This is a genomic window from Thermococcus waiotapuensis (assembly GCF_055384795.1).
In genome coordinates, this window is sequence record NZ_AP042429.1 from 743350 (window position 1) to 768157 (window position 24808).

Sequence of the window (24808 nt, forward strand, 5' to 3'; positions counted from 1 at the left end):
GAATATAATTTTTAATCGGAAACTGGCAGGAGCTTATAATTTGCCCATTCAATATCCCCTGTTATTTTGAGGCCGGGGTAATACACAGTTTCTGTTGAGAAGGCAAGCAACTTCGCCTCATCCCCAGATCACCCCCATGAAGTAGCCAACGCCAGTGTACGGGCCGGTTTTGAGGTTAATACATACTTAGAGCTCATTAACCATTCTCCCATTAATGTTTCGAGCTTATGATCAACTGTTTTCTCTGAATACTTGTACCGTTCATCCGGACATTTTTCTTCATGGAAGCACTCTGATGGCGGGGAGCGTCTTTAGCATTGTGTCGCCCTCCTTTCTTTAATTGCAGTAGTATTCATATATGTAGTCAAATTTCCTTCTGTCCATTTTTCCTGATGGGTAAATTCCCAGTTCTGCATGGATATTCTTGTTTTTGTCTATCCATCTCATCCAGGCGTATACTTTTCCAGCATCGTCTGTTATAATGCGAAATCTCACTCTCACGTTCTCCCCTATGGCTTTTTGGAGCTGTTTTGAGTTGAGCTCTTGAAGGATTTGCCCGATCGGAACTTCACTTAGAGTCCAGGTGGTGTTCTGTGAGTACCTCCAGGACATAGTGTTTGAGAGGGTAACGTTGCCAGGATAGTGGACAACCCGCTTGATGGTCTTGTTGTCTACAGGCAAGAATTCTACAACAACACCCCTTGTGAAGTTAAGCATGGGACTCGGCAAGTAAAGCAACCCACCATAATAAGCATCATCTGTGGAAAACATGACGTCACCATGAACCTCAACGATTGTTCCCGTGGTAATCTCTGAATCCTTGAGAATGGCGATTTGGACGTAGGTGCCGTTCTTTTTGTCTCCAATTATTTCCTCAATCGATGGATAAATGCTCTCAATCTCCTCATTCATGTACACCCGATCCTTATAAAGTAGTTCTCTGCAGTTGTCGCAGTTTTTGAAGTCGTTGAGTTTTTCCGGGCTTGTTGCGAGGACTGAGTAATTGAATGGTGTTTTGCATGTTACCCTGTCTTCCTTCATTCTCGGCCAGACTTTCAGGAGTTTGGTGATCTTGAAAGTGTAAACACTAATCGTCTTATTCTCTGGATTGTAAAGCGCGAACTGGTACTCTCTGAACCCGTCAAAGCCAGTTTTAGAGTAGTAATAAGCCGCAACAAGCTTTGAATTCTCCCTGACTTGTTCTGGAATCTTCTGGTAAAGCTCGTCCATGCTCTCACTCGGAAGGTAAAAGTAGCTGAAAAGCAGAAGGGAAACCAAAAGGAGGCCGAGGACTATTAAAACCCTCCTCATCCGCACATCACCTTTATTCTTTGCTTACGAGTTCCCAGTTGGAGAAACACAGGGAGCCTGTGATGTTCATTTCCTGGGATTCCTTGTATACTGCCCATATCCAGCAGTAGTCTTTGTTTAGAGAATGCCCTTCGGCATAGTAATCCAGGAGACGTTTTGGCTTCACGTAAAGGGTTAAGTCTATAATCTTGGCACTGTCGTTCTCCAGTTTCTCAAGCATCCTTTCTATGATCCTCCTATCATGTGATCCAAAAGTGAAAGTCTTGCCAGCTCCGCTCTGTCCAGTTAAGATAACACCGGGATAATATGCTCTCACTTCCCCGCCCTGCTCCTCTGGTACTATTTTGATCCACAGGAGCTTTGTGCCCTCGTAATAGGGGAAGACAAGCACACCACTCACTCCAATACGTCCGTAGCAAAGATAATCATTAGCAAAGAGGCTCCGTTTTTCGCACACGGTTTTTGACTTGATCCACAGTCCAGAGCTGCTCCCGAGCGCGTAAATCTGGTAGAACGTTTCGTTTGGCTTAATGATCTCACTGAGGTTCCACCAGTAAGAACCGTTGATTTGTGAATCATACTTCCAGCCCAAGGTTTTGAAAAGAAGGGCTTTTTCATGCGGTTCGTACTGTTTGAGGAGTTTTAAGTCAAAGCTGAGAGGAGAGTAGTTGACTAAGGCCTTTGCACTCTCTACTCTCCTCTCTTTCGGCCAGAAGGGTGAAGATTGTTTGACCGTGTAAAGCTTGAGCGTGTTGGTTTTCTCATCGTAAGTCGCGAACTGCCAGAGGTTACTGTCGTGGTAAGCTGCAATGAGTTTTTCGCTTTTTGGAATTCCGGCTAACTTGTAAGCTCCCACTGCTGATGAAAGCTCGTGGTAAGTGTATGTGCTGTAAGCGAAGAAGGAAATGAGGAGAAGCAAGACTCCAATAGCGAGGGCCTTCCTCATCCCCAGATCACCCCCATGAAGTAACCAACACCAGTGTAGGGGCCTGTTTTGGGTTTGTATCTTTGATATTACGTGTTCTCAAGCTTTCCAGAGTATTCGTCGCCACAATATCCACCCTTCCGTAACGTCACGATTACCCATGTCACCTCCTCGTCGCAGTTCTTCGAAGTAGCATCTATGGGCCTGGCCACAAACATTGCCATCATACTTGGACTCTCTTGTTTCATGTTTTGATGCCAAATTTGGGTTAATTTACTAGCGTTCTTCAATTTAAAGGAGCAACTGTGCTGGATCTCTTTTAAAACTCCCTCTCTTGGATGGTTACAGAACATCATTCCAAGTCTGCTCCCAAAGATGACCATGGAACACTCTGGATGAACTGCTCCAGCCATGTTGATAGTGGATCCGTCGAAAAATACTATCGATGTTTCTGACGAGTTTCCTTTGTCATGAATAGCTACAAGAACTGTGGGAGTGCCATCATCTCCGAGGGTGGGGGGTACTATGAGTCCGCCCGGACCTACTGGAGGATAACCAAAGTCTGCGTTGCAAACTCTGATTCCTTGGACTCCCATCCAGAAGCTGTCTTTGGAGTAAAAAATGCCAATCAATGTAAAATTCCCATCTTGAATGGAACGAAAATCTCTGATTCCCTGAAAAGTAGGCTTATAATACCATTTTCCATGGAATAAAAGCGCTGGTGCTTTGCCGTTCCACTCCTTCAAGTGTTCCAAATTAATGGAGAGCGGGGAATAGTTATAGGGAGTGGGGTTCAGATATGTTTTCTTGGTCAGTCTAGGGGTTAATCCAAAATCTTCGTGTATAGAAATCATTCGAACTTTTTGCGTTTTCTGATTATAGAATACCAGTTGCCACTTTGGGCCGAGTGTTCCTTTTTGGACGTAGGTCCCTATGAGTGTTTCGCTCTCGTTGTAGCCAGTGAGTTGGAGTACTTTACTGGGGTTTGTAAGACCCACATGAACCTGATACGCTTTAACTCCCCAGGTAATCAGAAAAAGGGCAAAAAGAGCGAAGATAACCCTTTTCATTCTCAAACCACCTCCATGAAGCAACCAACTCCAGTGTACGGGCCGGTATATGGCTTGGGAGGGATATAGTTTTTAATCAGAAAATGGCGAGAGCTTACAATTTGTCCATTCAATAGTTTCCTTAGGGTGTCTCTACCGCACATCTGCCACTTGTTCCATTGGTATGTCATGTGTTCTTCCCAGTTATTTTCTCCGAATTTTTTTGTTAGATTGGCTTTGAATCTTTCGTAGTCTGCTGGCCAGCTCAATTCACTGTACTCGTAAGTCATGTCCATGATGGAGTGCGGCGGGACTCTATTGTTGTAGAACCATCCGGCGGTGGTTTGTGAGTATCCCAAACCACCGAACATTGCAGTCCACAACCCTCCCAACCAGTCAGGCAGATAGTAAATCCTCTCATGCCAGTCCATGTACTCATCCCCAAGCCAGAAAACATAGTGGCCAAGTTCATGGGCTATGGCGCGTCCGTAATCTGCCGAACCTATCTTGACATTGTCCAATGCAAGATCAATACATGCCACAGCTCCCGCCAAGTTAAGGTACCTGAGGTTAGACTGAATACATGCCTGCACGAGAGGGTCATTCAAAAGTTTGTCCGCATTCTTCAGAGGTGACTTAAATGATCTGGGCATGATTATATGTCCTCCTGTCCAGTAACCACCTATCGGGTAAGTGTAGGGACATATATCTTTGTTCCATACTCCAACTATGCAACTTCCATTGTGTATTTGTATGTCCGCTTTCTCCCAGTTCCTTTTTCCATCCCAGATTGTGACCCTGGTTATCATCGCGTAGCCGTCCGTGTAATCGTAAACGAAGTCGCTCGCCTTCCTGATGCTGTAAGCTAAGTTTTTCCTGTCCCCGTCGCTCATCTGCCACTCGACGGAAACGTTCAGTTCAATGCCCAGAATGTCCTTCTTCGCAGGATCCTTCCCGATGAGCTGTTCAACAGCGTTTGGAACGCCGTCACCGTCGTAGTCGTTCAGTTTGTCTTTCTCATTCCAGGTTCTCCAGCCTGGTATAGACCCGTTACGTATCCCGTAGCCGTCGCTTGGGTCGAACCTGTAGGGTGAGCCCTGCTTCTCAAGCTCTTTGTTCAGCTCCACCTCGCGCCAGAAGGGTATGCCATCCGGGTCGCTGGGAACTATGACGAACCATATTTCCCCGTCATGCTCATCCTGCGATGAGTAAGTGACGATCTCGGAGGAGCGAGAATTAATAACATCGCCTCCCTGTTGATTTATTTTAATTTCACCCTTCAGCGGTTCCTCTATTGAGGCGGCTTCAACTTCCACGGTGGCCATTTTTTCCCGGGTGGGCGGAACTTCCGGCTCTGCTGGGAGTTTTATTGGTTTCGTCTTGAGGACCTTCGCCTTGTAGGTGTTTACCAGGGTGATGTTCACGGTGCTCCCGTTGTTTAAGAGAACTTCGACTAAGTGAACGCTCTGTGGTTCCCTGATTGTTATGGTTTCTTCCCCGGATTTTACTTTTACCTCGCTGATGTTGGTGGAAGAGTACACTTTCAAAATCTCGCCATTTATTCCTTTTTTCTCAAGTATGCTCTCGTACTTGGAGTAGACCGTCACGTCTTTGTCTGGGCTGCTGGGAGTAATGCCGCACGATCCGTCGCCGCAGCCGCTTAAGTGGCCGTAGCCGAAGTAATTGCTTTCATCGCCCGGATAATCGTCACCGGTCCAGGTTCCTGTTTTGGCGTTGTAGTATATGGTGGCGATGTTTTCTGGGCCGGGCGAAACGTCTATCTCGGTTCTTTCTGTTCCCTCGTCCCTGTCGTAGAGGTGAAAGGTTATAGGGATAACAGTCTTGTAGTCCGGGACGTCGAAGGTTGCCTTGGCTATGGCGTAGTCTTCGAGGTTCATAAGTGGGTCTTGAGTTGCCAGGATTTTCTTATCAAGGTCGTCCTGGTTGTCCGTCAGGACAACGGTCACATCAAGGCTCATATCGGCGGGGTTGTGGCCTATAAGTGAGCTGTCAACGTCGTCAAGCGCCCTCGCCCTGAGGATATAGAGTGTTATCGCGTAATTTCCTACCGGGTTTGTGTCTTTGGAATCGATCACTCCGTCCCCATCGGTATCCCTGTTGAATGGATCCGTCCCGTACTCATATTCCTCCCCGTCACTGAGATAGTCACAGTCCGAGTCCATTAGAACATCTCTGGTCACGCTCATCGAGTCGCCTCCCCCGAGTGAGGAAACCACGACCTTGAAGGTGTGAGTCCCCTCAGTAACGGGTACTGAATAGCTCTCCGTTATAGTTCTTAGGGGATCCACCTCAACTGCCGTCTGGTATGCCTGGTTTCTGTCGACGTATATGATAAGGTCGCCAATGGCAATGATCGTTCCGGCGTTGCTAAGGGTTACGTTGACGGTTACTTCACCGCCACAGGTTGTCTTTCCGACGCTTACCCCTAAGAGTACTATCTTTGTCCTAACGTCGATGTCTGGTTTCATTACCTCGTTCGAAAGCGCTATAGTTCCCCCCATCTCAGCGAGTATGAGGAGAACTGCCGCGATGTATGTGGCCTTTTTATTCATTTTCATGAGCCGCCATCTGCAGTTAGTGAATAAATGTCCATACTATATAAAGTTTTCGTACCACTGCCGGTGATATGCTCCAGGCACCCCGAAACCCTTTTAAAATCCTGGGCAGTTCCACAATTGTTAGTCACCAAAGGTGATACATATGGTCAGGGAGCTCCTGGAGAAGGCGAGGGGACTTTCAATATACACTGCCTACAACACCAACGTTGATGCCATAGTTTACCTGAACGGTGAGACCGTGCAGAGGCTTATAGACGAGTTCGGCGCCGATGCCGTGAGGAAGAGGATGGAAGACTATCCCAGGGAGATAAGCGAGCCCCTTGACTTTGTTGCGAGACTTGTTCACGCCCTTAAGACGGGAAAGCCGATGGCGGTTCCCCTCGTTAACGAAGAACTCCACACCTGGTTCGACTCCCACTTCAGGTACGACGTGGAGAGGATGGGCGGGCAGGCTGGGATAATAGCCAACCTCCTGAGCAACCTCGATTTCAGGGAGGTCATCGTATACACGCCACACCTGGCAAAGAGACAGGCCGAGATGTTCGTAAGAAAGCCCAACCTTTTCTATCCGGTTGTCGAAGGGGGGAGGCTTGTTCTAAAGCACCCCTGGGAGGCCTACCGCGAGGGTGATCCCGTTAAGGTGAACCGCATCTTTGAATTCCGCGCCGGGACGGCCTTTAAGCTTGGGGACGAGAGAATAGTCGTCCCCTTCTCGGGCAGATTCATCGTTTCAGCGAGGTTTGAGAGCATAAGGATCTACACCGAGCCCGGGCTCAGGTCATTCCTCCCGGAAATCGGTGAGAGAGTCGATGGGGCGATTCTATCCGGCTACCAGGGGATAAACCTCCGCTACTCCGATGGGAAGGACGCCAACTATTACCTCAGGAAGGCCAAGGAAGATATAATGCTGCTCAAGCGCGAGAAAGACCTCAAGGTTCACCTGGAGTTCGCTTCAATACAGAGCAGGGAACTTAGAAAGAAGGTCATCTACAACCTCTTCCCCCTCGCGGACAGCGTTGGAATGGACGAAGCAGAGATAGCCTATGTGCTGAGCGCCCTGGGCTATGACGAGCTGGCTGAGAGAATATTCACCTACAACCGTATAGAGGACACCGTCTTGGGGGGGAAGATACTCCTGGACGAGATGAACCTCGATGTCCTCCAGATACACACGATATATTACATCATGTACATCACCCACGCCGATAATCCCCTGAGTGAAGAAGAGCTCAGGCGGAGCCTCGAGCTCGCAACAACGCTTGCAGCGTCGAGGGCTTCCCTGGGGGACATAACCGCACCAGATCAGATCGAAATAGGCCTGCGGGTTCCCTACAACGAGAGGGGAGAATACGTCAAGCTCCGCTTTGAGGAGGCAAAGAGGAAGCTGAGGACTAAGGAATACAAGCTGGTCATAATTCCGACAAGACTCGTCCAGAACCCTGTATCAACGGTTGGCCTCGGAGATACCATATCAACGGGCGCCTTCACGAGCTATCTGGCGATGCTGAAGGAGAAAGGGGAACTCTGACCTTTTTCTTCCTTTCAGGTGAGACGTGAGCAACGGGAAAGGGCGGCGTAAACATCAGACCTGCCCGGCCCTGAAAGTTCCCCCTTTTCCCTCCCAAAACGCCAGTCTCTCAAGACCAGCCATGAGGCCGGCTTCCCTTAGTATGGCTTTCAGGTTTTTGAACCGGGAGCGCATGACGAAGAGCTCGTAGAACCCCTCAAGGTTGCCCCAGTGGCCGTAGGCCGAAAGGGCGAGATACATAACGTCCTTTGGTTTCAGCTTCCTCCCGAGGTTCTCGTTTAGAGCCCTTAACCCCGGCCGGACCCTTTCAAGCAGACCCTCTTTAGCTAAGAGATGGAGCATTAGCTCCTCGACGGTGGGCTTTTTCCAGTCGATGAGCTCGTCCCGGAAGGGAAGGCCTATGAAGAGCGGAACGACTTCAGTTTCGCCCACAAGGTAGACGTAATCGGATTTTTCGTAGCCAAACCCGGAAAGTGTGCCCTCTATTGAAGCGATGGCGTTTTTCTCGTCTTCGTCGATGTCAACGGCAACGCCTATTCTGTCGACATTGAAGCCGAACACGTCCATGGCGCGTAGAAAGTTCCCTAAGTTCCTTATAACGCCCGAATTGCCCTCGCTCGGGATTATCGCCAGGTGCACTCCATCCTCGCGCTTCAGCAGGTCGAAGTTGTCCCTCTCAAAAACCTTCTCGATGAACCTGAGGTTTCCCGGAGGGCTTCTGCTTTCCCTGAACTCGAAGAGCTTTTTGAAGACCCCTTTAAAGAACTTGGAGTCCGTTTTCCCTTCCACGAAAAGCACCGTGGTTCTGGCCCTTTCCTTTGGGAAACCGCCTCTAACATCGAAATCGAGGTATTTTCTGAGCTCGTATACCTCTTTGAGCGTTAGTTGCTTCCCACTCTCCGAGTAAACGAGAACGTTTTCCTCCCCGTTTTTGAAGGCGGAAGCGATCAGCTCAAGGAGTTCCAGGCTGGAGGTAACGATCGTTTCGTCTCCCCTCAGATTTTTCACGAATTCAACGAGCTCTTCCCGGTTTTTCCCGCACTCCGGAAAGGGAATAGCGCCTTCCTCCACGAACTTTTCATAGTCCTTCCCGGTTACAACCCTCATTCACGTCACCATATCAACGGCTATGGCCCCCATCACGGCAAATGTACTGACTATGACCGTGGCGTTTATGTATTGGAGTGTGCTGAAGTTGGCAACGTCGTTTATCCCGTAGAGGTAGATCAGCCCGGCGGATATTGTGTAGGATATCAAAGAGACCGTTATGAGCCTCTTGGGAACGTGGAAAAGGTCTTCGTGCTTGAGGTTGCCGATTCTGGATTTGGCTATGAAGATGTATGCAACACCCAGCGTTAGAAGGAATATCGCGAAGGAGCGTTCGATCGAGATGTCCTTTGCCACGTCCCAGAGCTCGGAGGTGAAGATAAAGGGGAGGGCAAAGGTTATCGCCCCAACGAGCTCCTGGGCTATGTCATCCCATCCCAGTTTGTCCGGGGTCTTTTCTAACTCCTGCTCCTTCTGGAGCTCGTCCAACTGCCTCCTGATGGAATCAAGGTTTTCGTTTATCTCCTTTAGGTCAACGCTTTTGAGCTCAGGTTCGGGGCTCATCATCCCCTCAGCATTGGATTCACTCACCATTGCCCTTTCATCTCCTGCATTCCGGTTATAAACTTTAGCCGGCAAAGTTATAAGTCTGCTTCACTAGGTGGGACGGAGAGAGAAAGGGGGTTATGGAGATGGCCGTGAAGGAGTGCCCCGAATGCCACGGAACGGGCAAGGTAGAGACTGGCGAGAAGGAATGCACGGTGTGCAAAGGATGGGGTTACGTTCCTGCCGATTTTAAACTTGAAGACAAGCTCAAAGGTTACCGCAACCTGGACTACTTTGGCGTTGATGAGGAAGTTGATGAAATCCCATGCCCGGAGTGCCACGGAAAGGGAACCGTTCCAGTTTACGATACCTGCCCGACCTGCGGCGGAACTGGCAGGGTTCTTGCCTGCGACATCTGCGGAAAAATCAAGGGGCCCTGGGAACCGGGCATGGAAACCACCTGGGTCTGTCCCGACTGTCTCAGGAATTACAAGGTCGTCTACATCCTCGACAAGACCTGTGATTACGAAGACGTTGAGGTTGGAAACGTTTACAAAGGCACTATCGACAGGGTTGAGCGCTTTGGAGTCTTCGTTGAACTTAATCCGCACGTCGTTGGCCTGATAAAGCGTAAAGACCTCCTTGGTGGGAGGGAGTACAAACCGGGTGAAGAGATACTCGTCCAGGTTCTCGACGTCAGGCCAGACAAAAGGGAGGTCGACCTCATAGAGTCTGCCCTTAAGAACTATAAGGAAGTTGTCGTCAGAAAGGAGATACCCGTAACGCCCATAGCCGGGCTAAGCAAGGACATGGCCGGTAAAACGGTGAGAATACAGGGAAGGGTAACTCAGATACAGGTCACCGGCGGTCCAACAGTCTTCACCCTAACGGACGGAACTGGCATAACGTGGGCAGCGGCCTTTGAAGCTCCTGGAGTCAGAGCCTACCCCAGCATAAACGTAGGTGATGTCGTTGAGGTAATAGGCAAGATAGCCTTCCACTCGGGTGAGATACAGATAGAAGTCAGCGACATGGCGAAGCTCTGGGGCCCGGACGCCGCCAGGGTTAGGCAGGCCATTGAGACGGCCCTCGACGAGCGCGCCCAGCCAAAGGACGTTGGCTTCCTCGTCAGGAGCGAGGTCCTTGAGAAGCTCAAGCCCAGGATAATGAAGGCGGCGTTTATGATCAGAAGGGCGATCCTTGAGGGAAGGCCAATACTCCTCAGACACCACGCCGACACCGATGGCTATACCGCAGGTCTGGCGCTGGAGTACGCGATAGTGCCGCTCATCGAGCAGGTTTCCCCTGATTCCGACGCGAGGTGGAAGCTCTTCAAGAGGAGGCCGAGCAGGGCGCCGTTCTACGAGCTCGAGGATGTTCTTAAGGATATAATCTTCATGATTGAGGACAACGAGAAGTTCGGGGACCCCTTCCCGCTCCTGGTGATAGTCGACAACGGCGGAACGAGCGAGGACATCCCGGCTTACAAGCGCATAAGGGCCTACGGTGTTCCCATCGTCGTTATAGACCACCACGACCCGCGCGAGTGGGTGAGCGAGAATAAAGCCAAAGTTGATGAGTACGTTGACGTGCACGTCAATCCCCACCACGTCAAGCGCGGCTACTATGAACTCACCGCCGGAATGCTTGCAACGGAAGTGGCCCGCTTCATCAACCCCGAGGTTGAGGACAAGATAAAGCACCTCCCCGCCATAGCGGGAACGGGCGACAGGAGTAAGGCCCCGGAGTTCTACCAGTACCTGGAGATAGCTAAAAAGGCCAAGGGCCTGACCGAGGAAGAGCTGAAGAAGATCGCCGAAGTTATAGACCACGAGGCCTTCTACTGGAAGTTCATGGACGGCCACGGAATGATCGAAGAGCTACTCCTCCTTACGGGAAACCTCCAGAGGTACCGCGAGCTCATCAATGCAATTTACCCAGAGGTAAAGGAGAAGCAGGAGAAGGCTTTGCAGGCTTCCCTGCCCCACGTCAAGAGCGTTGTCCTGCCGAATGGCATAAGGTTCAACACGATAGATGCTGACCTCTTCGCGCCTAAGTTCTCCTACCCGAGCCCCGGCAAGCTGAGCGGGCTCATCCATGACCACTTCAAGGAGAAGTACGGCGAGGACTCGCCGATACTGACCCTCGCCTACGGCCCGGACTTTGCAGTTGTTAGAGCCAGCGACGGAATGGCCGCTTACGGCTTTGACCTCAACGAAATAATCCCGAAGCTCCAGGAGAAACTCCCGAGTGCAGGAATAGAGGGCGGCGGCCACAGCTACGCAGGGTCAATAAAGTTCTTCGAGGGCATGAGGAAGGAGGTTTTAGAGGAGTTCGCGAAGCATGTGGTGGTGCTGAAGAAGAAATGACCCCCGCCAGCCTTTTAACCTTCCAATTCCAAAGAAGGGCGGAGGAATGCTGATGAAAATCGTTCTTGAGGTTACCTTCCGCATGGGCGGCGTCTCCTACCGCGGTCACCGCTGGGAGGGTGACGCGCTGATTTTTAACTTTGAAAGGCTTGGGGATGCGTTCATACAGGTTCTCAGCACCATGAAAGTTGAGGTGGAGGTGGACGGGACTCCTAAGAGAGTCCTCGTTGAGCTCAAAACAAAAGACGGCAGAAAGGTCTTCGGGGCCTTTGAGAGGAGTGGAGTGTATTTCGCGGCCGAGCCGTGAAACTTAAATTCCTCTTTTGATATCCCCTCCGGTGGTAGCTATGAAGCTTGCCTCATTCGACGTCTGGAACACCCTGCTTGACATGAACGTCATGCTCGATGCCATAGCGGCCGAGCTCTCGAAGCTCATGGGGGCGTGCATAGTGGACGTTGTCGAGGGCATGATGCTCACGAGGGAGAGGATAAAGGCCATGCGCGCCAAAACGGCCGGCGACCCATCCAGGGCCCTCGAGGAGAGCCAGGAGATGCTGGCAGAACTCCTCGGGATTGATGTCGAACTAGTCAAGAGAGCCGCCGCGAGGGCAGTTCTGGGGGTAGGGGACGAGATAGTCCTTCCCGGAGCCAGAGAAGCCCTCGAAGGCGTCAAGCGGGAGGGCTTAAAAGTCACCGTCACCGGCAACGTGATGTTCTGGCCGGGTTCCTACACGAGGCTTTTGCTCGAAAGGTTCGGCCTTATGAACTACATCGATAGAACCTTCTTCGCGGACGAAGTTAAGGCCTTCAAGCCCATGAGGGAGATGTTCGAAAAGCCCCTCGAGGCCTTCAACGTGAAGCCGGAGGAAGCGATACACATCGGCGACACGAAGGAGGAAGACTTTGAAGGGGCCCTAAAGGCCGGGATGTGGGCCGTCTGGATAAACCCGGAAGCGGAAGGAATTAGAAAAATCCACGAGAGGGGCTTTGAGGTTCCAGGTGTGGAGGGGATTTTGGAGGTGCTGGAGCTACTTTAAATAAGCCGGGGCTAAGCCCCTCTTTCCAGCCCGAACTTTATCGCATCGAACGGGCACGTCTGGTTGCAGACGCCACAGCCGGTGCAGAGGAGCTCGTCTATGCGGACTTTCTTCTTTTCCGGGTCGTAGACCAACGCGGGACAGCCGGTTAAGAGGATGCAGGCCTTACAGCCGGTGCACCTCTCTTCGACCACGACTGGCTTCTCCCCTATTTCCCCGCGCCTTATGACGGGTATGACGCACTCGCGCCTCGCTATTATCACAGCGGGCCCCTCAACCTGCATGGCCTCCTTTATTGCCTCTCTCGTCGCTTTCAGGTCGTAGGGGTCAACCGTTTTGACGTACTTGACGCCGAGCGCTTTAACCAGGGCCTCGATGTCTATTTCATTGAACTTCCTGCCGGTTTCGCTACCACCCGTTCCCGGGTGCGGCTGGTGGCCCGTCATGGCCGTTGTTCTGTTGTCGAGTATCATCACCAGGACGTTCAGGTTCTTGTAGACGGCGTCAATTAGGGGCTGGATTCCGTTGTGGAAGAAGGTTGAGTCCCCGATGGTCGCTATTATCTTTTTGCCCATTACAACGCTCTGGCCGTTGGCCAGGCTTATACTCGCACCCATAACGTATTCCGTCCAGATTGCCTCGAGCGGCGGGAGGAGGGATAACGCGTAGCAACCTATGTCGCCGTGTATAGGAACGGAGTAGAGGCCGAGCTTGAGGTCGCGGAGGGCATCCAGGAGGGCCCTGTAGCTCCCGCGGTGCGGACAGCCTGGACACATCACCGGGGGCCTCTTTGGAGCCAGGCTTTCGGCGTAAGCAACTTCCTCCGGCTTCCTGTATTCCTTGCTCTCCCCACCGATGAGCCTCAGCAGGGCGTTTCTGACAAGCGAAGGCGTAAGCTCGCCCTCGAGGGGTAAATGCCCCGTCCTCTTGCCGTATACCGGGACGTTCAGGCCGGCTTCGTAGGCCGCTATCTTCACCTCTTCCTCGAGGAAGGGTGCACCGTCCTCAATAACTATCGCGCGGTCAACAGTTTTCAGGAAGTCAGTGACCAGTTTCCTCGGGAGCGGGTGGGGTGTTGAGAGCTTGAGAACCCTGAAGTCCGCTTTGACCTTCGGGAGCACTTCCCTCACGTAGTTGTACGGCGCCCCCTCGACGATTATCCCGATTTTGCCACTCCCCTCGACCCGGTTGAAGGGCATCGAGTTGAACTCCTCCTCTATCTTCGCCAGAGTCTCGTTCAGCCACCTATGCCTCTTCCTGTTACCCTCCATGCTTGCTCTAACGTACCTTTCAATGTCCTTCCCGAAAACCGGCTTCCTGTCCAGCTCGATGAACTCGCCAACCTCAACATTGGCGGTCGTGTGGTTGACCCTCGTGGTCGTGCGGAAAATCACCGGAACCTTGTACCTCTCGCTCAGCTCGTAGGCGTACTTTATGAGGTCGTGGGCCTCTTGAGGGTCAGCGGGCTCGAGAACGGGAAGGAGGGAGAGCTTTCCATAATAACGGTCGTCCTGCTCCGTTTGAGAGGTGTGCGGCCCCGGGTCGTCCGCAACAAGTATTACCAGTCCGCCTTCAACGCCAGAATAGGCCAGGCTCATTAGCGGGTCGGCGGCGACGTTAAGACCGACGCACTTCATAGTCACGAGGGCCCTCAGACCGGCGTAGGCGACTCCAGCCGCTTCCTCCAGGGCCACTTTCTCGTTGGGCGCCCACTCGGCGAAAACCTCCGGCTTGAGCCTCGCTATGGTCTCTATGACCTCTGTCGAGGGCGTTCCCGGGTAGCCAGTGGCGAATGCAATCCCGCTCTCAAGGGCGCCGTAGGCTATGGCCTCGTTGCCCATGAGGAGTTTTCTCTCTTTTTTGACTAATACCTCAAGTGAAGCGTCAGAAGGAGCGTTCTTTATGGCCTCCACGATGACCACCGCAGGTTATTCGCGGATACGGTTAAAATTTTATGCTCAGAAAAATGCGGGCAAAGACCGAAAAATATTCGAGCCCATGGCCCCTTCCCGAGTAGTAGACTTGGACACAGCGAACCAGGAGAAGCCCCCATGAAGAGGGAGGTTTCGGAGGCCTTAAATACCACCCAGCAATACCCGCAGTAGTGAGCGCTATGAAAGTTGAAGAACTGCTCTCGCTCGTTGAGGAAACCATAGGTGAGCTCAAGATAGCCCTGATGGCCAACCAGCAGAGGGCTTTTGAGACTCCTTACACCAGCTTTGAGTTCATCCAGAGGGCCTCCGAACTGGACGAGGAGCTGAGAGACCTGGAGAAGCTCCGGGATTACCTGGCTTCCCTGGATCCAGGGGAGGAGGCGGAGAAGTACTTCACGGGGGAAGAACTTGAAGAACTTCTAAGACTCCTGGAACTCCTCAGGAAAAGCAGGCCCCACGAGTATTGAGGTGGGAGCATGAGCCTGCGGGAAATCGAGGGGGAGCTCGTCAGGTTCAGGGACGAGAGGGACTGGAAGAGGTACCACACACCAAAGAATCTGGCCATCTCCATTGCGGTTGAGCTCGGCGAGCTGCTGGAGCACTTCCAGTGGAGAGAGAACGAAGAAATCCTGGCTTCGATGAACGATCCCGCGGAAAGGGAAAATGTTGAAGACGAGCTGGCAGACGTTTTAATCTACCTTGTCCTCCTGGCCCATGAGCTGGGAATTGACCTCGAGAAGGCCGCCCTGAAGAAGATAGCAAAGAACGCCAGAAAATACCCTGTGGGGGGACGGGAATGAAACTGACCTTCGGGACGCTGAAGGTGACCGCGGTAGTACTTTTGATTCAGGCCATCTTAAACGGTATCAGCGTTTCCTCGGGCCCTCTCATCTACGGCCCCTTTGCCGCCCTCGACCTGGTCCTGGCATATGGTGTTTACGTTGAAAACAGGAACGCGGTGAAGGTGTCTCTCGTATACCTTGGCCTCGACCTGTTTCTGGCGATATTCTACCTCATAGCAGGTGTTATTCCGAAGGGGGTCGTGGCCCTCCTCGACTTCCTGGCCATCCACGACATGGTGTCCTACATAGAGGCCGTTGCGGGGGAAGATGCCGGGGAAACCGGCGACGTTTCTGTTTAATTGCTTTTTTATGTAATTCTTTGTTTATGTGGCAAAGCTTATAAGGATGTAAAGGAAGCCTTACGTAAAGGAAACTTTACATTGAGGCAGATGGGACGAAAGCTTGCCCTGTTGCCGGCCCTCCTATCGGTAATGGCCCTGGGATGGGTGGTGGGCTGGGAGGTCAGCTCGGGAAAGGGGGAAATCTTCGAAGACGAGAGGTCCCTGAGGATAGATGAGGTCGCCTCAAGGATGACGCTCCAGATGACTATGATGGCCCTTGCGGTGGTGATGCTCCTCCTCTCGGGCAGAACCCCAGAGCCCGAAGCTGAGGGAGCTTTTATCGCAGTGGGCCTAACGCTGGCCGGAATGGGAGCAGCTCACCTTCTCCTCAGGCACTACTACGCGAGGGTGATGTGAATGGACTGGGCGGCTTTCGTGGCACTGGCCGCTGGCTTCATAGGCGGTATCCTCGGCTACCTGCTCACGAGGGGGATTGTAGAGGACATTGGAGTCCCCCTGGATGAGAGGGGCAACGAGATAGCAAAGCTTGCCGCCGCGAGAACCCTGGAGCTGGTTCTCCTGACGGATGCTGTGCTCCTTTACTACTCCGCCATCGTGGCAAAAGATGACCTGTGCACGGGAGTTCTCTTCGCCCTGTTCGCAATGATACTCTTCGGGAACCTGGCTTTCAGGGCTTACTACTCCAGGAAAATGTGAGGTGTCCTCATGAAGAACCGGCTCCGCGAGCTGAGAGAGGAGAGAGGCCTCACCCAGGAGGAGCTCGCAAAGGCACTGGGCGTTACAAGGCAGACGATAATAGCGATAGAGAGGGGAAAGTACGACCCCTCCCTCAGGCTGGCCTTTAAGATGGCAAGGTTTTTCAACGTCAGGATTGAAGACATATTCATCTACGAAGGTGAGAAAGATGAGAGCCAATGAGCGGATTTTAGGGGCACTCCTCTACGCTGGCGGCATCGCGCTGGCCCTCTTCCGCCCGCCAGTGGACAGGATGGCTTGCATAACTGTTCCCGAGGGAAAAGCGGTCAGTGGCGTCAACCCGTTTTTCCTGGCCCTTGAGCTCGGTCTGGTGATGATCGGATCTGTGCTTCTGTCTCAAGACCTCAAAAACAGCCACGCCAGAAACGGCTGGATAGGCGTCACGAGCGGTCTCGGGATAGCAATCATCGGAGGATATGCTGATCTCCTCGAGGTTTTCCTTTTTGGGGTCGCCCTTGCCACCCTTGGACTTCTCGTCAAGGTCGGAGGTAGAAAAAATGCCGGCGGTTAAAGTCGAGGGCCTCGAAAAAGACTACGGCAGGGTCAAGGCCCTTAAGGGGGTAACCTTTGAAGTGAAGGAAGGGGAAATCTTCGGGCTAATCGGGCCAAACGGCGCCGGAAAGAGCACCACACTCAAGATACTCGCCACCCTGCTGAGACCAACGGCTGGAAAGGCCGAGGTCTTTGGCTATGATATCGTTGAGGAAGCCAGCGAGGTAAGGAAGATCATAAGCTACCTGCCCGAGGAGGCCGGTGCCTATAAAAACCTCGCGGGCATTGAATACCTCCGCTTCATGGCCGGGCTCTACGCGAAGGACGAAAGAAGGGCCAGAGAAATGGTTGAGCTTGGCGTCAAACTGGCGAACCTCGGCGAGAGGCTCTACGACAAGGTTTCGACTTACTCAAAGGGAATGACGAGGAAGCTTTTGCTGGCGAGGGCGCTGATGGTCAGGCCAAAGCTGGCGATACTGGACGAGCCCGCGAGCGGGCTGGACATAATAAACGCCTACACAATAAGGAAGACGATAAAGCGCTTCGCAATCGAGGAGGGTGTCACTTTCTTAGTTTCCAGCCACAACATGCTTGAGGTAGAGTTCCTCTGCGACCGCGTTGCCCTGATAAACCAGGGGAGGATAATCGAGAGCGGGACTCCAGCAGAGCTGAAGGAGAAATACCGTGCGGAGAACCTTGAGGAGGTCTTTATGAAGGCTGTGGGCTTTGAAGCCAATGAGCCGGTGGGAGGGGAGGGGTCATGAGCGACTTCTGGGTGCTGCTTAAAAAGGAGCTGATGAACCTCCTGAGGGACAAGAAGCTCCTCTTCGGGCTCATAATAGTGCCCCTGATACTCTATCCCGCCATGGGAAAGATGATGCAGGTTGGCGTTGAGAAGGCCCAGGGACAGACGCAGGTTGCCATCGTCAACTTCGACGAGGGAAGGTACGGGGAGGTGCTCATCAAAGCCCTTAACGCCACTCCTAACGTCACCGTGGCCCTTGTGAAAGCGCCTTCGCTCTCAGAGGCCTTAAAGCTGGCACAGAAAGAAAATCGGAACGTCCTCGTCGTGATTCCGGCCAACTTCAGCGAGGGCATAGAGTCGAACAGAGTGGCCACGGTGGAGCTGTACGGGGTATTCAGCTCGATCGGAACAGGAATGAAAGAGAGCGTCAGCGAGGCGAGGATAAACGCGGTTATAGACGTTCTCTCACAGGAAATAGCGAAGCTGAAGCTGAGGAACATGAACGTCACGGATCCCGAGGCCGTTCTCCAGCCGGTCAGGGCAACGAGCTTCTCTTATATCAACGACAGGCTCGTCAACGTTTCCCCTTCAATAGTTTCGGCCGTGCTCTCTTCCCAGTCCGTGAGTCTACCGCTGATAGTCTTCCTGATGGTGACGATAACCGCGCAGATGGCGGCTGGCACTGTGGCGGCGGAGAAGGAGAACAAAACCCTCGAAACGCTCCTTACGCTGCCAGTAAAGAGGACTGCCATCGTCGCCTCAAAGATATCGGGAACAGCCGTGATGGGGCTCATAGCGGCTTTAGCTTACATGATCGGCCTTAAGAGCTACATAGGCTCCTTCTCGACCGACACAGGGATAAGCTTAAGCGACCTCGGCCTGGGAATAACGCCTGCAGGAAGCCTGCTCTTTGCCCTCATAGTCTTTCTCACCATCGTGTTTTCCTTGAGCCTCGCTATGGTTTTAGCCGTCTTTGCGGAAGACGTCCAGAGCGCCAACACGGTCGTCAGCTCCGTGATCCTGCCCCTGGCTTTTCCGGCGTTCATATTGATGTTCGTTGACGTTGCAGAACTCCCCTCCCTGGCCCAGTACGGCCTCATGGCGATTCCCTTCACCCACCCCATAGTGGCCTACCGTTACGCCCTCTCCGGAAACTACGGGCCGATGCTCCTCAGCGTGGTCTATCTCTCAGTGCTGGCCGGAATAACCCTCTACATAGCGGCCAGGATATTCTCCGGCGAGAAGATACTGACGGCGAAGCTGAGCTGGGGAAAGAGAACTACGGGCGGAGAGAAGTAAGCTTTTCGACGAGCCCGCCAAAGTACCCGTATAGTTCGCTCTCTTTCAGTTTTTCAGCCGTTTTCCAGAATTCTTCAAGGCCCCTGAAACCGGCTTTTTCGTACTCCAGCGCCTGAAGGAGCATCTCGAGTCTGTCGGCGAACTTTACGAGCTTTCCCTCGGTGGTGCTTTCCTGCTCATATTCATCGAAAAGGGCCAGGTATTCACTTCCGACCATCTCCGCAAGGGCCTTTCTTTCTCCCTCAACCTTGTTGAAATACTTCTGAGCCGGCAGGGGAATGTCGGTTATCCTGGCCTCGCCGAGGTCGTGGATGAGGGCAATCTTCAGGGCCCTCTCGAGGTCCAGGTCAACTCCCCTCCTCCTCAGTTCCTCCCCTAAAAACAGAGTTATGAGTGCCGTCCTGAAGGAGTGATCCGCTATGCTCTCCGGATTGGGAATTCCCCGGAGAAGCCAGCCGGTTCTCCTTAGCTTTTTCAGGTTCCCCGCTTCAAGAAAAAGCTCCAGAAGTTCCATGCTCACTCCTCCGCCATGTAGATAGCCTCATCAGTCTCGATGGCCGTGGCTATCAGATCGCCCGCCAGAAATCTGCCGTAAACCCTGATTCTGTCTCCCCTCTTTATACACGGACTTCCCGAGAACTCCACCCTGATTCCATCCACCGAAAAGGTTGTCCTGTAACTCGGGAGCTCCATGGGGAGAAACTCAACGACGGGTTTGTCCTCAATGATTCCTTCGAAGACGACGTTCTTACCCCTCATTTTGCCCGATTTAAGGTCTTCTACTGTCACAACGTGATAGACATGGTGGCCAAGCTTCACTTCCTGTGGCATGCTTTCACCTTCCACCAATTTTATATCATCATGGGTGTTACCAGCGTAGAGATAAACCTTACGGAGGTTGGCCGGATGATAAAGGTTGCCATAATAGGTGCCGAGAACGTGGGAAAATCAACGCTCATGAACGCCCTAATCGGGGAGAAGGTGAGCGAGGTGGAGAACCTTCCTGGAACAACGAAGGGGGTGATAAAACGCCGCTTTGGAAAGCTCAAGATACCGAAGAGCATGAAAAACCCCCTGGGAGGGGCGGACGAGTTCGTTCTCATCGACACCGCCGGTCTCTTCGCTCCGGAGAAGGAACTCAGGGGTAAGGTTCTCAGCGAAGAGAAGTTCAGGGAAATTTTAAACGAGATAATCTCGGCGGATATAGTTATTCACATGGTCGATGCAACCGTTGGCCTTCACCGGGGCATGGAGAAGCTCCACCACATGCTCAAGCTCCGCTACGAGAAGCCGATAATAGTGGTCATAAACAAGATCGACTTAGTTCCGGGGGAGAAGGTGGAGGAGATAAGAAAAGTAATCAAAAAGCGTCTTGAACAGGATGCGATTCCCCTGTCCCTCGTTACTTACGAAGGTTTCAACGACCTCCTGAGGGCGATAGCCTACTACGCCCAGTACGCGGAAAAATGAGGGGCTCACTGCCCCCTGACGACGCGGACTAGCTTGAACTTCTTCCCATCACACTCCACTTCGCCCACTATATCCTCTATCCTGACCTGATCCCCTTCGAAGAGTCCCTCCGGCCTTGCCAGGCTCTCCTTCCCTGGATCACCGCAATCCACGAACTTTAGAGTAACCTTAGACCCCACTATGGCACTCCGGGGATCCACTAGGATCTCAATGGCAGGCTCAACAACTTCCACCACCCTGACTTTTCCCTCGTGAAGGGGACATGAGTGTTCTATGTTCCTTACCCTGACTATCCTGTATCTCCTGCCAGGTTCCAGGTTTCCAACGCAGACCCTTGCCAGCCTGCAGCTTTTACAGGGTTCAGAGGGGCCATAGTAGATAAACTCAAGCCCGGGTTTCGCCAGTTTTTCTCCGACCAGCGTGATAACCATTCTCAACACCTCCGTGAGCGATGATGGTCAGATAACCCCGGTGATTTTAGCGGCTTTCTCCGCCGCCTCCCAGGTCAGGCCGTCCCTTCCGAGGATGGTGTACCTCTCGGGCCTTATGGTGTGGGCAATGGTGAGGGCTTTTATCACCACCTCTGGTTCGATCTCCAGTTCGTATGCGTTAGTTGGTGCACCTACCTTCTTTAAGGTTTCCTTAACCCTTTCCCACCTTAACCCATGGAGGTAGGCCATTATTATGGTTCCGACTCCGACCTGTTCGCCGTGGAGGGCGGGTTTCTCCAGGAGCATATCAAGGGCGTGGCTGAAGAGATGTTCCGCACCACTTGCCGGCCTTGAAGAGCCCGCTATGCTCATGGCAACACCGCTGGATATGAGGCCTTTCACAACTTTTCTCACGCTTTCCTCGTTGCCGAGCCGTATTATGTCCGCGTTCTTTATCACCATCTTGGCGCTCATCAGACTGAGCGATGCCGCGTACTCGCTGTAGTACTCGCCCTTTATTCTGTGGGCCAGCTGCCAGTCTTTAACCGCGGTCAGGTTGCTTATTATGTCTCCCACTCCCGCCGCTAGGTATCTGTAGGGGGCAATTTTAATTATCTGCACGTCAGCTATAACTGCTATTGGTGGTCTGGCTTTCACTGAGGTCTTCGCTCCCAGGCCCTTTATTGAGGCGTTGGCGCTCGCTATCCCGTCGTGCGAAGCGGTTGTCGGAAAACTGATGAAGGGAATCCCCAGCCTGTATGAGGCCAGTTTGGCAACGTCTATTATGCTCCCCCCTCCTACAGCCACCATCCAGTCCGCATTAAAGTCGGAGGCTAGCTTCATTGTCCTCTCAACTTCCGCCACTGAGGCGCTTTCTATTATCACTCCTTTGACATCAAACTCCCTGGAAAGGCTCTCCTCAACGTCTTTTCCCGCTATGTTCATGGTCGTTGAACCGTAGAGGACAAGGGCTCTCCTACCAAGCCTGAGCCTCCTGGCAACGTTGAGAACCTCCCCTGTGAGGTTTTCCCCGAGGAGTACTTCGCGGGGGAGCTCCATTAGGTGCACTTTTCTCTCACCTCCCCAACTTAGGGTGGGATACCTTAAAAAGTGATTGGAGCGGAAAAGCTTTAACAGTTAACCCCAACCTCAACCGGTGGTTCGATGGGTCTCCAGGAGTTCTTTCAGCGGTACTTCGTGGATCCGATAAAGTACGACCAGGGCTACAATCCCGTGAACACGACGGTCTACGCGATAATCCTCGGGATAGCGGTTCTTCTTCTCTACCGGATGCTGAAGAGGATGGATATTCGAGTGGACGAGAGGTTTTTTGTTGCCCTCATGCCCTACATCTTCCTGGGTCCGCTGATGAGGGCTATGACTGACGTTGGAATGCTGCCGAGGACGTATCTCACGGTGAGCCCTGGTGGGTACTTTGTAATAGCAGGTTTTGCCATAGCTGCCCTTTTCGTGGTCTGGAGACACGTTGGGCCGGGGGGGAAGCTCTATCCCCTCTACCGGGACGTTGGACTTCTTCTCCTTGGAGGTCTGCTCTTTCTGCTGCTGATAAACCTGGACAGGGCAGATTTCAGGTGGGAATACTTCGTCTATTTCATACCTTCGTTTTTAGTGGCCGAGGGGGTTATATGGGTACTCTCAAGAAAGTTTCAGCTGATAAAGAACAACGGGGTGCTGTTCTACACCCACTTCTACGATGCAACCACGACTTTCGTCGGGATACAGTTTTTCGGATACTGGGAACAGCACGTACTTGCGAGGACTCTGATGGATTTGACGGGTACTCCTGCAGTGATTTATCTGGAAAAGCTCCTGATACTGGTCCCCATAGTCTGGATATTGGACAGACACATGGAGGGCGAAGACCCGGAGTTGATAAACTTCGTGAAGCTGGCCATGTTCATTCTCGGCTTTGGGCCGGGGACTAGAAACCTGCTGATAGCTCTTATGGGGGCATGATGTATGGAGACTGGCTGGAAGGAAGTTGTTTTTTCCCTTGCCAGGGACGTTGAAAGGACCGTGATGCCCCTCTTCGGGAAGCCCGAAGGAGGTAAAGAAGTCGGTAAGAACGTCAGCGGCGACGTTACGAAGTACGTTGACAGGGTTGCCGAAGATATTGTGGTGGAGAGGCTTAAACCGCTGGGCATAAACATCGTCAGCGAAGAGATCGGCCTGATTGATCAGGGGAGCGACCTTACAGCCGTCGTTGACCCTATAGACGGTTCGTATAATTTCTCTTCAGGGATACCGGTTTTTGCCCTTAGTTTCGCCCTCTTCAAGGGTAAGAGACCCGTTTATTCAGCGATCTATGAGTTCCTCCCCGGGAACTACTATGAGGCAATACCAGGCCACGGGGCATACCTCAACGGCAGGGGAATTCACGTGGTCCCAAGGGAGCCAGAAAAAGCCGCCATAAGCTTTTATACCCTGGGCAGAGGATTGGGCATTATCGGGAGGGTAAAGCGCATAAGGGTTCTTGGTGCCATAGCCGTCGAGATGGCCTATCTTGCCAGGGGCTCCCTCCAGGCTGTGGTGGACTTGAGGAACTACGTTCGGCCAACCGATGTCCTTGCCGGGACTCTGCTTGTCAGGGAGGCAGGGGGAATCGTCGTGGATGAGAGCGGCAAAGAGTTCAACCCACCTCTCAGCGCCGAGGAGAAGGTAAACATCATAGCATCGAGCGATGAGAGGCTTTTGAAAATCATCCTGGAGGGGATAAGGAATGACACTCAATGACCTCTACAAAGCCATCAGGCACGCCTGGTTGACCTATACAATAGCGGCTATCAACTTCCTGGTTTTCGGTTACGAGCTCTACCTCAGCGGAGGACTTGTAGTCACGGACAGGGCTCTGCTAAGGGTGGCCTTGGTCAACTACCTTGTTATCTACTACCACGAGTACTGGAGGCTGGTTTCAGCTATCTTCGTTCACCTCGACTGGATTCACCTGGCAATGAATACATTTTTCCTGCTCTACCTGGGGAGTCAGCTTGAGATTCTCGTCGGAAGGGCGAGATTTCTTGTCCTCTACCTGACGGCGGGGATATTTGGCAACCTGTTGACGCTCAAGTTCCTGGGGCCATTCATCATAAGCGGCGGCGCCAGCGGGGCGCTCTTCGGAATCGCCGGGGCCCTGATAATGATAGAGGGCACACTGAAAAGGAACATCCAGATGGCCCTTGGCAACGCTTTCTTCCTCTTCCTTATAAACAGCTGGCTGCCGGGGGTTAACTGGGTGGCTCACCTGGGCGGCCTCATAGTTGGCCTGGCCTTTGGTTATAACTATGGGATTTACGTCAGAAGGAAGATTGCCAGGATGGAGTACTGGGATCTGGAGTGATGAATATGAAGGTCGATGAGAGGTGGAGTGGAGTTTACTCCTTTGAGGACTCTCCCTTTATAATGGAGGTCCTCACGGAGCTAAGGGATAGGAACACCGATAGCATCGCCTTCAGGAAGGGCCTGGTCAAGCTTGGAAGATACATGGGGTACGAGCTGACGAAAACCATGGAGGTTGAAGAGGTTGAGGTCGAAACACCCCTGGAAAAGACGAAGGGCGTGGTCGTTAAGGATAGGAGGAACGTCGTCATCATAACAGTCCTCAGGGCAGCAATACCGCTGATGGAAGGGTTGATAAAGGTCTTCGAGCATGCCAGAGTTGGTGTAGTCTCAGCCTCCAGAGGAAAAGCACCGAAGTTCGAGATAGAGATGAACTACATCAAGATACCCGACCTTAAGCCGGAAGACACGGTGATCGTTGCCGATCCCATGATAGCGACGGGCTCAACCCTCATTAAGGTTCTTGAAGAGATTGAAAAGTACGGGAAACCAAAGAGAACGATAGTTCTTGGCGTTCTGGCCGCCCCTGAAGGCATCTCCAGGATCAAGGAGCAGTTCCCCGAAGTTGAGATATTTGTTGCCAAGGTTGACAGGGAGCTCGACGAGAAGGGTTACATCCTTCCGGGCCTCGGTGATGCGGGGGACAGGGCCTTCGGCGCACCGTTGAAAGTTTCCTGATGCTGGTTTTGAGGTTTTTGCTCTTTCGCTTTTCAATCGAACAGACCCGTCGAAACTCTTATTAAGAAGTTTGGCGATTGTAATCTGTGTTTGGAAATAACTTCGGGGGGC

General features: G+C 52.5%; 29 protein-coding genes. 18 read left to right on the forward strand and 11 right to left on the reverse strand.

Annotated features, from left to right (window positions below):
* Nucleotides 1-336 precede the first annotated feature (336 nt).
* The 4 genes from ACZ47M_RS04155 to ACZ47M_RS04170 all read right to left on the reverse strand — a co-directional run bounded on the left by ACZ47M_RS04155 (nucleotide 337) and on the right by ACZ47M_RS04170 (nucleotide 5864).
* Nucleotides 337-1311, reverse strand: coding sequence for a hypothetical protein (locus ACZ47M_RS04155; protein ID WP_315340373.1), 975 nt, complete (start codon nucleotides 1309-1311; stop codon nucleotides 337-339).
* A gap of 13 nt (nucleotides 1312-1324) precedes the next feature.
* Complete coding sequence (locus ACZ47M_RS04160) at nucleotides 1325-2257, reverse strand: hypothetical protein (RefSeq protein WP_315340376.1); 933 nt, start codon at nucleotides 2255-2257, stop codon at nucleotides 1325-1327.
* 68 nt (nucleotides 2258-2325) lie between these two features.
* A complete protein-coding gene (locus tag ACZ47M_RS04165; RefSeq protein ID WP_315340379.1) occupies nucleotides 2326-3306 on the reverse strand; it encodes a hypothetical protein in 981 nt (326 codons plus the stop codon).
* 2 nt (nucleotides 3307-3308) lie between these two features.
* Entirely contained in the window at nucleotides 3309-5864 is a 2556-nt protein-coding gene (locus tag ACZ47M_RS04170; RefSeq protein ID WP_315340382.1) for a hypothetical protein, read from the reverse strand.
* A gap of 142 nt (nucleotides 5865-6006) precedes the next feature.
* Between ACZ47M_RS04170 and pfkC the strand changes: the two genes are divergently transcribed.
* A complete protein-coding gene (pfkC, locus tag ACZ47M_RS04175; RefSeq protein WP_315340384.1) occupies nucleotides 6007-7392 on the forward strand; it encodes an ADP-specific phosphofructokinase in 1386 nt (461 codons plus the stop codon).
* A 54-nt stretch (nucleotides 7393-7446) separates the two neighbouring features.
* Here the strand turns inward: pfkC and ACZ47M_RS04180 are convergent, their stop codons facing one another.
* Together ACZ47M_RS04180 and ACZ47M_RS04185 are read right to left on the reverse strand one after the other, a co-directional pair.
* Entirely contained in the window at nucleotides 7447-8499 is a 1053-nt protein-coding gene (locus tag ACZ47M_RS04180) for a DUF3226 domain-containing protein (RefSeq protein ID WP_315340386.1), read from the reverse strand.
* Nucleotides 8500-9033 (reverse strand): DUF2391 family protein, encoded by a 534-nt coding sequence (locus tag ACZ47M_RS04185; protein ID WP_315340389.1) that lies wholly within the window; start codon nucleotides 9031-9033, stop codon nucleotides 8500-8502.
* A 98-nt stretch (nucleotides 9034-9131) separates the two neighbouring features.
* On the opposite strand from ACZ47M_RS04185, the gene ACZ47M_RS04190 reads away from it, so the two are divergent.
* Genes ACZ47M_RS04190 through ACZ47M_RS04200 form a run of 3 tightly spaced genes read left to right on the forward strand, consistent with a single transcriptional unit; the run spans nucleotide 9132 to nucleotide 12391 of the window.
* On the forward strand, nucleotides 9132-11354 hold the full coding sequence (locus ACZ47M_RS04190) for a DHH family phosphoesterase (protein WP_315340391.1): 2223 nt from the start codon (nucleotides 9132-9134) through the stop codon (nucleotides 11352-11354).
* Nucleotides 11355-11406: 52 nt separating this feature from the next.
* On the forward strand, nucleotides 11407-11661 hold the full coding sequence (locus tag ACZ47M_RS04195; RefSeq protein ID WP_315341014.1) for a hypothetical protein: 255 nt from the start codon (nucleotides 11407-11409) through the stop codon (nucleotides 11659-11661).
* A 40-nt stretch (nucleotides 11662-11701) separates the two neighbouring features.
* Complete coding sequence (locus tag ACZ47M_RS04200) at nucleotides 11702-12391, forward strand: HAD family hydrolase (protein WP_315341016.1); 690 nt, start codon at nucleotides 11702-11704, stop codon at nucleotides 12389-12391.
* A gap of 11 nt (nucleotides 12392-12402) precedes the next feature.
* Here the strand turns inward: ACZ47M_RS04200 and iorA are convergent, their stop codons facing one another.
* A complete protein-coding gene (gene iorA, locus ACZ47M_RS04205; protein WP_315341018.1) occupies nucleotides 12403-14304 on the reverse strand; it encodes an indolepyruvate ferredoxin oxidoreductase subunit alpha in 1902 nt (633 codons plus the stop codon).
* A 200-nt stretch (nucleotides 14305-14504) separates the two neighbouring features.
* Between iorA and ACZ47M_RS04210 the strand changes: the two genes are divergently transcribed.
* From ACZ47M_RS04210 to ACZ47M_RS04250, 9 genes are all read left to right on the forward strand, one after another.
* Nucleotides 14505-14792, forward strand: a complete 288-nt coding sequence (locus tag ACZ47M_RS04210) for a hypothetical protein (protein ID WP_315341020.1) — start codon at nucleotides 14505-14507, stop codon at nucleotides 14790-14792.
* A 9-nt stretch (nucleotides 14793-14801) separates the two neighbouring features.
* Nucleotides 14802-15125, forward strand: a complete 324-nt coding sequence (locus ACZ47M_RS04215; protein ID WP_315340394.1) for a nucleotide pyrophosphohydrolase — start codon at nucleotides 14802-14804, stop codon at nucleotides 15123-15125.
* Nucleotides 15122-15466 carry a hypothetical protein gene (locus ACZ47M_RS04220; protein WP_315340397.1) on the forward strand — a complete coding sequence of 115 codons (345 nt, stop codon included), beginning with the start codon at nucleotides 15122-15124 and terminating at the stop codon, nucleotides 15464-15466. The genes ACZ47M_RS04215 and ACZ47M_RS04220 overlap by 4 nt, the downstream gene beginning before the upstream one ends.
* Before the next feature lie 90 nt (nucleotides 15467-15556).
* The gene (locus ACZ47M_RS04225) at nucleotides 15557-15865 is read left to right on the forward strand and encodes a DUF2178 domain-containing protein (protein WP_315340399.1); all 309 of its coding nucleotides are present in this window, start codon (nucleotides 15557-15559) and stop codon (nucleotides 15863-15865) included.
* A complete protein-coding gene (locus tag ACZ47M_RS04230) occupies nucleotides 15866-16165 on the forward strand; it encodes a DUF2178 domain-containing protein (protein ID WP_315340402.1) in 300 nt (99 codons plus the stop codon).
* A 9-nt stretch (nucleotides 16166-16174) separates the two neighbouring features.
* Nucleotides 16175-16387, forward strand: a complete 213-nt coding sequence (locus ACZ47M_RS04235; RefSeq protein WP_315340405.1) for a helix-turn-helix transcriptional regulator — start codon at nucleotides 16175-16177, stop codon at nucleotides 16385-16387.
* Complete coding sequence (locus tag ACZ47M_RS04240) at nucleotides 16374-16736, forward strand: hypothetical protein (RefSeq protein WP_315340408.1); 363 nt, start codon at nucleotides 16374-16376, stop codon at nucleotides 16734-16736. Before ACZ47M_RS04235 ends, ACZ47M_RS04240 begins: the two co-directional genes overlap by 14 nt.
* Nucleotides 16723-17481, forward strand: a complete 759-nt coding sequence (locus ACZ47M_RS04245; protein ID WP_315340410.1) for an ABC transporter ATP-binding protein — start codon at nucleotides 16723-16725, stop codon at nucleotides 17479-17481. The genes ACZ47M_RS04240 and ACZ47M_RS04245 overlap by 14 nt, the downstream gene beginning before the upstream one ends.
* Nucleotides 17478-18761 (forward strand): ABC transporter permease, encoded by a 1284-nt coding sequence (locus ACZ47M_RS04250; protein ID WP_315340412.1) that lies wholly within the window; start codon nucleotides 17478-17480, stop codon nucleotides 18759-18761. Before ACZ47M_RS04245 ends, ACZ47M_RS04250 begins: the two co-directional genes overlap by 4 nt.
* Here the strand turns inward: ACZ47M_RS04250 and ACZ47M_RS04255 are convergent.
* Entirely contained in the window at nucleotides 18742-19275 is a 534-nt protein-coding gene (locus tag ACZ47M_RS04255) for an HD domain-containing protein (protein WP_315340415.1), read from the reverse strand. The two genes, ACZ47M_RS04250 and ACZ47M_RS04255, sit on opposite strands and share 20 nt — an antisense overlap.
* A 2-nt stretch (nucleotides 19276-19277) precedes the next feature.
* On the reverse strand, nucleotides 19278-19592 hold the full coding sequence (locus ACZ47M_RS04260) for a GTP-binding protein (RefSeq protein WP_315340418.1): 315 nt from the start codon (nucleotides 19590-19592) through the stop codon (nucleotides 19278-19280).
* A gap of 75 nt (nucleotides 19593-19667) precedes the next feature.
* Between ACZ47M_RS04260 and ACZ47M_RS04265 the strand changes: the two genes are divergently transcribed.
* On the forward strand, nucleotides 19668-20231 hold the full coding sequence (locus ACZ47M_RS04265; protein ID WP_315340420.1) for an Era-like GTP-binding protein: 564 nt from the start codon (nucleotides 19668-19670) through the stop codon (nucleotides 20229-20231).
* A 5-nt stretch (nucleotides 20232-20236) separates the two neighbouring features.
* Here the strand turns inward: ACZ47M_RS04265 and ACZ47M_RS04270 are convergent, their stop codons facing one another.
* Complete coding sequence (locus ACZ47M_RS04270) at nucleotides 20237-20662, reverse strand: UPF0179 family protein (protein ID WP_315340423.1); 426 nt, start codon at nucleotides 20660-20662, stop codon at nucleotides 20237-20239.
* Between the two features lie 27 nt (nucleotides 20663-20689).
* Nucleotides 20690-21730 (reverse strand): NAD(P)-dependent glycerol-1-phosphate dehydrogenase, encoded by a 1041-nt coding sequence (locus ACZ47M_RS04275; protein ID WP_315340426.1) that lies wholly within the window; start codon nucleotides 21728-21730, stop codon nucleotides 20690-20692.
* A gap of 96 nt (nucleotides 21731-21826) precedes the next feature.
* Between ACZ47M_RS04275 and ACZ47M_RS04280 the strand changes: the two genes are divergently transcribed.
* Genes ACZ47M_RS04280 through upp form a run of 4 tightly spaced genes read left to right on the forward strand, consistent with a single transcriptional unit; the run spans nucleotide 21827 to nucleotide 24697 of the window.
* On the forward strand, nucleotides 21827-22639 hold the full coding sequence (locus ACZ47M_RS04280; RefSeq protein ID WP_315340429.1) for a DUF63 family protein: 813 nt from the start codon (nucleotides 21827-21829) through the stop codon (nucleotides 22637-22639).
* Nucleotides 22640-22642: 3 nt separating this feature from the next.
* Nucleotides 22643-23416 carry a bifunctional fructose-bisphosphatase/inositol-phosphate phosphatase gene (locus ACZ47M_RS04285; RefSeq protein WP_315340431.1) on the forward strand — a complete coding sequence of 258 codons (774 nt, stop codon included), beginning with the start codon at nucleotides 22643-22645 and terminating at the stop codon, nucleotides 23414-23416.
* Nucleotides 23403-24020 (forward strand): rhomboid family intramembrane serine protease, encoded by a 618-nt coding sequence (locus tag ACZ47M_RS04290; RefSeq protein WP_315340434.1) that lies wholly within the window; start codon nucleotides 23403-23405, stop codon nucleotides 24018-24020. The genes ACZ47M_RS04285 and ACZ47M_RS04290 overlap by 14 nt, the downstream gene beginning before the upstream one ends.
* A gap of 5 nt (nucleotides 24021-24025) precedes the next feature.
* Complete coding sequence (gene upp, locus ACZ47M_RS04295; protein WP_315341023.1) at nucleotides 24026-24697, forward strand: uracil phosphoribosyltransferase; 672 nt, start codon at nucleotides 24026-24028, stop codon at nucleotides 24695-24697.
* Nucleotides 24698-24808 lie beyond the last annotated feature (111 nt).